General features: G+C 73.0%; 1 protein-coding gene. It reads right to left on the minus strand.

The annotated features are described in order from the left end of the window. Positions 1–7,805, minus strand: a 7,805-nt coding sequence (locus tag AB0D57_RS46550) for an SDR family NAD(P)-dependent oxidoreductase (protein WP_362088584.1), incomplete at both ends; no start/stop codon positions are given.

Below are 7,805 nucleotides of genomic sequence, written 5' to 3' on the forward strand. Positions count from 1 at the left end.
CTGAGGACGTCGGCGCAGTGGGCGGCGGCGAGTTCGCCGATGGAGTGTCCGGCGAGGTAGTCGGGGCGCAGTCCCCAGCTTTCCAGGAGGCGGAACAGCGCCACTTCGATGGCGAACAGGGCGGGCTGGGTGTGCCGGGTCTGGTCGAGCTGTCCGTCCGGATTGTCGGCGATAATGTCGCGCAGTCCGGGTTCGAAGTGTTCGAGGACCGTGTCGTAGGCGTCGGCGAAGGCGGGGTAGGTGTCGTACAGCTCCTGTCCCATGCCGACGCGTTGCGCTCCCTGCCCGGTGAACAGGAAGGCGAGTTTGCCCGGTCGTACCGCGCTGCCCCGCACCACGGCTGAGCTGGGCTCGCCGTCCGTCAGGGCGCGGAGGGCTGCCAGGCGGTCGTCCTGGTTGCCGGCGACGATCACCGCGCGCTGCTCGAACCGGGCGCGTGAGGTGATCAGGGAGTGAGCGATGTCCGCGGCGGACAGGCCGGGCTGGTCGGTGACCAGATCGAGCAGGCGGCCGGCCTGGGCCTGCAGAGTCTCGTCCGTCCGCGCGGACAGCACCCACGGCAGCGGACCGGACGACACCGAAGGCCCGGCCGGCTCGGCGGCCTCTTCCGGCTGCTCGAGGATCACATGGGCGTTGGTGCCGCTGATACCGAAGGAGGAGACGGCGGCCCGGCGCGGGTGGCCGTTCTGCTCCCAGGGCTGAGCCTCCGTCAGCAGGGAGACCGCGCCCGCCTCCCAGTCGATGTGCGAGGAGGGGGTGGCGGCGTGCAGGGTCTTGGGCAGGACGCCGTGGCGCATCGCCATGACCATCTTGATGATGCCGCCGACGCCGGCCGCGGCCTGCGCGTGGCCGATGTTCGACTTCAGCGAGCCCAGCCACAGCGGCTTGTCGGCCGGCCGGTCCTTTCCGTACGTGGCGAGCAGGGCCTGCGCCTCGATCGGGTCGCCCAGCTTGGTGCCGGTGCCGTGCGCCTCCACCGCGTCCACCTCGGCGGGACTCAGGCCCGCACTGGCGAGGGCCTGACGGATCACGCGCTGCTGGGCCGGCCCGTTGGGTGCGGTCAGCCCGTTGCTCGCGCCGTCCTGGTTGACGGCGCTGCCCCGTACGATCGCGAGCACCGGATGACCCTTGCGACGGGCGTCGGACAACCGCTCCACCAGCAGCAGGCCCACGCCCTCGCCCCAGCCGGTGCCGTCGGCCTCCTCGGAGAACGCCTTGCACCGTCCGTCCGGAGCCAGCCCGCGCTGCCGGCTGAACTCGATGAACGTCGTCGGCGTGGCCATGACCGTGGCCCCGCCCGCGAGAGCGAGCTCGCACTCGCCGTTACGCAGGGCCTGCGCGGCCAGGTGCAGCGCGACCAGCGAGGAGGAGCAGGCGGTGTCGACGGTGACCGCCGGGCCCTCCAGACCGAAGGTGTACGCCACCCGGCCCGAGGCGATGCTCGGCGCGCTGCCGTTGCTGAGGTAGCCCTCGAAGTCGCGGGGAGCGTGCTGGAGCCGGGAGCCGTAGTCGTTGTACATGATCCCGGTGAAGACGCCGGTGCTGCTGCCGCGCAGGGCGCTCGCATCGATGCCGGCCTGTTCGAAGGCCTCCCAGGCCGTTTCCAGGAGCAGCCGCTGCTGCGGGTCGGTCGCCAGCGCCTCCCGCGGGGAGATCCCGAAGAACTCCGGATCGAACCGGTCGGCGCCGTCCAGGAAGCCGCCGTGGCGGGTGTAGGTGTGCCCGGCCTGTGCCGGGTCGGGGTCGAAGAGGGTGTCGACGTCCCAGCCGCGGTCGGCGGGGAACTCCCCGATGGCGTCGACGCCCTCGGCGACCAGCCGCCACAGATCCTCCGGCGAGCGGACCGCACCGGGGTAACGGCATGCCACCCCGATCACCGCGATCGGCTCGTCGGAGACGGCCGCCACGCTCTCGGCGGACCGAGGGGTGTCCGATCCAGCCAGCTCGGCCGCGAGCGCGGCCGGTGAGGGGTGGTCGAAGACCAGGGTGGCGGGCAGCCGCCTGCCGCTCGCCGCGCTCAGCCGGTTGCGCAGCTCCACCGCGGTGAGCGAGTCGAAGCCCAGCTCGCTGAAGGGGCGGTCGGCGTCGATCAGGGCCGGGTCCGGGTAGCCGAGCACCTCGGCCGCAGCCTTGAGCACCAGCTCCAGCGGGGACACCTCGGCCGCCGCGGCCGAGGCGGTCACGGCGCGCCGCCGCGGCGCCCGGACCAGGCCGCTCAGCAGGGCCGGCAGCCGGCCCTGTTCGGCCTGCGCGCGCAGCGCGCCCGCGTCGAGCGCGGCAGCCGTGGTGAGCGTCGCACCCAACCGGCCGTCCAGGCAGGCCAGTCCCTCGTCGGTGGAGACCGGAGCCAGGCCGGCGCCGGCCAGCCGGGCCCGGTCGCGGTCACCGAGCTGTCCGGCCATCCCCCCCTCGGAATCCCACAGACCCCAGGCGTACGACGCGGCGGGCAGGCCCTGCCGCGCGCGGTGCTCGGCGAGTGCGTCGAGGAAGGCGTTCGCCGCCGCGTACGCGGCCTGCCCGGCACTGCCGAGCACGCCCGCCACGGAGGAGAAGAGCACGAAGTGGTCCAGATCCGCGGTCAGTTCGTGCAGATTCCAGGCCGCGTCGACCTTCGGCCGCAGCACCGCCGCCAGCCGCTCGGGCGTCAGCGCGGTGACGACCCCGTCGTCCAGGACACCGGCCGCGTGGATCACCGAGCGGACCGGGGTGTCGCGCAGCAGCCCGGCGAGCGCCTCCCGGTCGGCCACGTCGCACGCGGCCACGGTCACCCGCGCACCCAGCGCGGTGAGCTCCTCGGACAGCTCCCGGGCCCCCGGCGCCTCGGGGCCACTGCGGCTGACCAGCAGCAGCTTGCGCACCCCGTGCCGGGCCACCAGGTGGCGTGCCACCAGTGCCCCCAGCGACCCGGTCGCCCCGGTGACCAGCACCGTACCGTCCGGATCGAACCCGGGTGCCGTGGCACCGGACTCCGCCGGGGCCAGCCGGGAGACGAAGGCCGAGCCGTCGCGTATCAGCAGCTCCGGCTCGTCACCCGCGCCCGCGAGTACGGCGGCCAGCGCCTCGTAGGAGAGATCCTCGTCGCTGTCCACCAGGACGAACCGGCCCGGCAGTTCGGTCCGCGCGGCGCGGACGAAACCCCACAGGGCCGCATGCGCCGGGTTGCGCGGTCCGGAACCGACCGCCCCCCGGGTCACCACGACCAGCCGCCCGTCGCCGGACGCGTCATCCGCGAGCCAGCCCTGCACACGGCCGAGCAGCCAGCCGGCAGCTGCGTGCGCGGCCTGGACCGGACCACCGTCGAGGGCGGGAACCTCGATGACCGTGAACCCGGGCGCGGCCGGCACCTCGCCGGACGGCCGGACCGGCACCCAGCCCAGCTCGTAGACCGGCAGCCGGCCCGCGACGAGCTGCCCCGCCCTGACCGTGCGCAGCGTCAGCGCCTCGACCTCGGCGACCGGCGCGCCGTCCGGATCCGTCACGGTGATGGCGACCACGTCGTCGCCACGATTCGACAGCCGCACCCGCAGCGCGCTCGCACCGGTCGCATACCGCCGCACCCCGGCCCAGCTGAACGGCAGCCGCACCGAGTCCGGCTCGTCACCGAGCGCCAGCGGGCGCAGCGCCGCGTCCAGCAACGCCGGGTGCAGCCCGAACAGAGCCGCGTCGGCCCGCAGTTCCGACGGCAGCTCGACCTCCAGGAAAGTGTCGGCACCGTCCCGCCGGATCGCGGTGATCCCCTGGAACGCGGGCCCGTAGTCGAGCCCGGCATCGGCGGCCCGCGCGGCGAGCGCCTCGACGTCCACGCGCTCCCCGGCCGGCGGCCGGCCGGCCGGCAAGGACACCGGGCCGGACTGTCCGCCGACGGCCAGCCGGCCGGTCGCATGCCGCGTCCACACGCCGTCCTCAGCATCCGCACGCGCGTACACCGTCACCGGACGACGGTCCGCCCCGTCCGCGGCCCCGACGGTGACCTGGAGCCGTACCGCACCGTGCTCGGGCAGCACGAGCGGAGCCTCGATGGTCAGTTCGTCGATCACGTCCGCGCCGAGCTGAGCGCCCGCGTGCAGCGCCAGCTCCGCGAATGCCGTACCCGGCAGCAACACGGTTCCCAGCACCGCGTGGTCGGCCAGCCACGGGTGGCTGCGCAGCGACACCAGCCCGGTGAAGACCGTGCCCGCCTCGTCGGCCAGCTCGACCGCCGCGCTGAGCAGCCCGTGCTCCTGCGCACCGATACCGGCCGCCCGGACATTCCCGGCCCCGGCACCCGCACGCGGCTCCAGCCAGTAGCGCTCTCGTTGGAAGGCGTAGGTGGGGAGGGGGAGCGTGTGGCCGTGGGTGGGCCAGGTGACGGGGTGTCCGTTGACGTGGGCGGTGGCGACGGCGGTGAGCAGGGACTGCTGCTCGGACATGTTGGGGCGCAGCGTCGGGGTGAGGGCCGCGGTGGTGTCGGCGAGGGTGGTGGCGGCCATGGCCGTCAGGGTGCCGTCGGGGCCGAGTTCCACGAACGTCGTCACGCCTGCTTGGTGGAGGGTGGTGACGCCGTGGTGGAAGCGGACGGCTTCGCGGATGTGGCGGGTCCAGTAGGCGGGGTTTTGGAGGTGTTCGGCGGTGGCGAGTTGGCCGGTGACGTTGGAGACGACCGGGATGGTCGGCGTCTCGTACGTCAGGGTGGCGGCCACCGACTGGAAGTCGTCGAGGATGCTGTCCATGTGGGGGGAGTGGAAGGCGTGGCTGACCTTCAGGAGTTTGGTCTTGCGGCCTTGTTCCTTCCATCGTGTGGCGATGGCGTCGACTTGTTCGTGGTCGCCTGCGATGACGACGGACTGGGGTCCGTTGATCGCGGCGATGGACACGTGCTTGGTGAGTTCGGGCTGGATTTCGTCTTCGGTGGCTTGGATGGCGGCCATGGCGCCGCCGGTCTGGGCGGTCTGCATGAGCCGGGCGCGGGTGGTGACGAGGGTGCAGGCGTCTTCGAGGCTGAGGACGTCGGCGCAGTGGGCGGCGGCGAGTTCGCCGATGGAGTGTCCGGCGAGGTAGTCGGGGCGCAGTCCCCAGCTTTCCAGGAGGCGGAAGAGGGCGACTTCGATGGCGAACAGGGCGGGCTGGGTGTTCCGGGTCTGGTCGAGCTGTCCGTCCGGATTGTCGGCGATGATCTCCCGCAGCCCGGGTTCGAAGTGTTCGAGGACCGCGTCGAAGGCGTCGGCGAAGGCGGGGTAGGTGTCGTACAGCTCCTGCCCCATGCCGACGCGTTGGGCTCCCTGCCCGGTGAACAGGAAGGCGAGTTTGCCCCCGCTGGTGCTGCCGGTGATCACGGAGGGGTGCGGGGTGCCGTGGGCGAGGGTGTGGAGGGCGTGGAGGGGGTTGTCGTCGGTGATGACGACGGCGCGGTGTTCGAACTGGGTGCGTGAGGTGATGAGGGAGTGGGCGATGTCCGCGGGGGACAGTTCGGGTTGGTCGGTGATCAGGTCGTGCAGGCGTGCGGCCTGGTCGTGCAGGGCGGGCAGGCTCTTGGCGGACAGCACCCACGGCAGCGGACCGGAGGAGGAAACCGAAGGCCCGACCGGCTCGGACGCCTCCTCTGGCTGTTCCAGGATCAGGTGGGCGTTGGTGCCGCTGATACCGAAGGAGGAGACGGCGGCCCGGCGCGGACGGCCGTCCGTCTCCCACGGCTGAGCCTCCGTCAGCAGGGAGACCGCGCCCGCCTCCCAGTCGACGTGCGGGGAAGGGTTGTCGGCGTGCAGGGTCTTGGGCAGGACGCCGTGGCGCATCGCCATGACCATCTTGATGACGCCCGCGACGCCGGCCGCGGCCTGCGCGTGGCCGATGTTCGACTTCAGCGAGCCCAGCCACAGCGGTTTCTCCGCCGGCCGGTCCTGCCCGTACGTGGCAAGGATCGCCTGCGCCTCGATCGGGTCGCCGAGGGTCGTGCCGGTACCGTGCGCCTCCACCACGTCCACCTCGGCGCTGCGCAGGCCCGCGTTGGCGAGGGTCTGCCGGATCATGCGCTGCTGGGAGGGGCCGTTGGGGGCGGTCAGCCCGTTGCTCGCGCCGTCCTGGTTGATCGTGCTGCCGCGGATGACGGCGAGGATCTGGTGCCCGTTGCGCTGGGCGGCGGACAACCGCTCCACCAGGAGCAGGCCCGCGCCCTCGCTCCAGCCGGCCCCGTCGGCCTCGGCCGAGAAGGACTTGCAGCGGCCGTCGCGGGCGAGCCCGCGCTGCCGGCTGAACTCGATGAACGGAGCCGGGGTGGCCATCACGGTCACACCGCCCGCGAGAGCGAGCTCGCACTCGCCGTTGCGCAGCGCCTGGACGGCCAGGTGCAGGGCCACCAGCGAGGAGGAGCAGGCGGTGTCGACGCTCACGGCCGGGCCCTCGAAACCGAAGGTGTAGGAGAGCCGGCCGGAGGCGACGCTGCCCGCGCTGCCGTTGCCCAGATACGCCTCGAAACCCTCGGGCGCCTCGTCGCGCAGCCGCCACCGGTAGTCGTTGTACATGATCCCGGTGAAGACGCCGGTGCTGCTGCCGCGCAGGGCGCTCGCATCGATGCCGGCCTGTTCGAAGGCCTCCCAGGCCGTTTCCAGGAGCAGCCGCTGCTGCGGGTCGGTGGCCAGCGCCTCCCGCGGGGAGATCCCGAAGAACTCCGGATCGAACCGGTCGGCGTCGTAGAGGAAACCGCCCTCACGCGCGTACGCCTTGCCCTCCTTGTCGGGATCCGGGTCGTAGAGGTCGTCGAGGTCCCAGCCCCGGTTGGTGGGGAACGGGGCGACCGCGTCCACGCCGCCCGCGACCAGCTCCCACAGGTCCTGCGGCGAGCGGACCCCGCCGGGGAAGCGGCAGCTCATGCCGACGATCACGATCGGGTCCTCGTCCACGGCCGCCGCCCGCACCGCGACCATGTCGCCGCGTGCCCCGGTCACGTCGGAGAGCACCTTGCCGGTGAGGGCGCTGAGTGTGGGGTAGTCGAAGATCAGCGTGGTCGGCAGCCGCAGTCCGGTCGCCGCCATCATCCGGTTACGCAGCTCGACGGCGGTCAGCGAGTCGAAACCCAGGTCCTTGAAGGCACGCTCGGCGTCGATGCTGTCGGGCGTGGCATGCCCCAGCACCGTCGCGACCTGCGCCCGGACCAGGTCCAGCACCGCGCTCTCACGCTGGTCGGCGGGGAGCGCGGCGATGCGCTGCGCCCACGAGTCGTCGGAGCTCGAGGCGGCCACCGCACGGCGGGCCGGAACGCGGACCAGGGCGCGGAAGACCGGGGGAGTGGACGGCAGGGCGCGCAGCGCCGCGAGGTCGAAGCGGGTGGGCACGACCAGCGAACGGCCGGTGGCCAGCGAGGCGTCCAGCAGGGCCAGACCGCGCTCGGAGGCGAGCGGGACGATGCCGCCCCGGCTCATCCGGGCCAGGTCGGCCTCGGCCATCGCCGACGTCATGCCGCTGGCCTGCTCCCACAGCCCCCAGGCCAGCGCGACGGCGGGGGCGCCGTGCGCGTTTCGGTGCGCGGCCAGGGCGTCCAGGAAGACGTTGGCCGCCGCGTAGTTGCCCTGTCCGGCGTTGCCGATCACACCGGCGATGGACGAGAAGAGCACGAAGTGCCGCAGCCCGTCGGTCAGTTCGTGCAGGTTCCAGGCCGCGTCGATCTTCGGCCGCAGGACGGCGCCGATCTGCTCGGGGGCCAGCTGGGCGACCGTGGCGTCGTCCAGGACACCGGCGGTGTGGAAGACGGCGGTCAGTGGCTGGTCGGCGGGGATGGCGGTGAGGAGTGCGGACAGTGCGTCGCGGTCGGCGACGTCGCAGGCGGCGAGGGTGAC

The organism is Streptomyces sp. NPDC048275 (assembly GCF_040652275.1).
Lineage (GTDB): Bacteria > Actinomycetota > Actinomycetes > Streptomycetales > Streptomycetaceae > Streptomyces.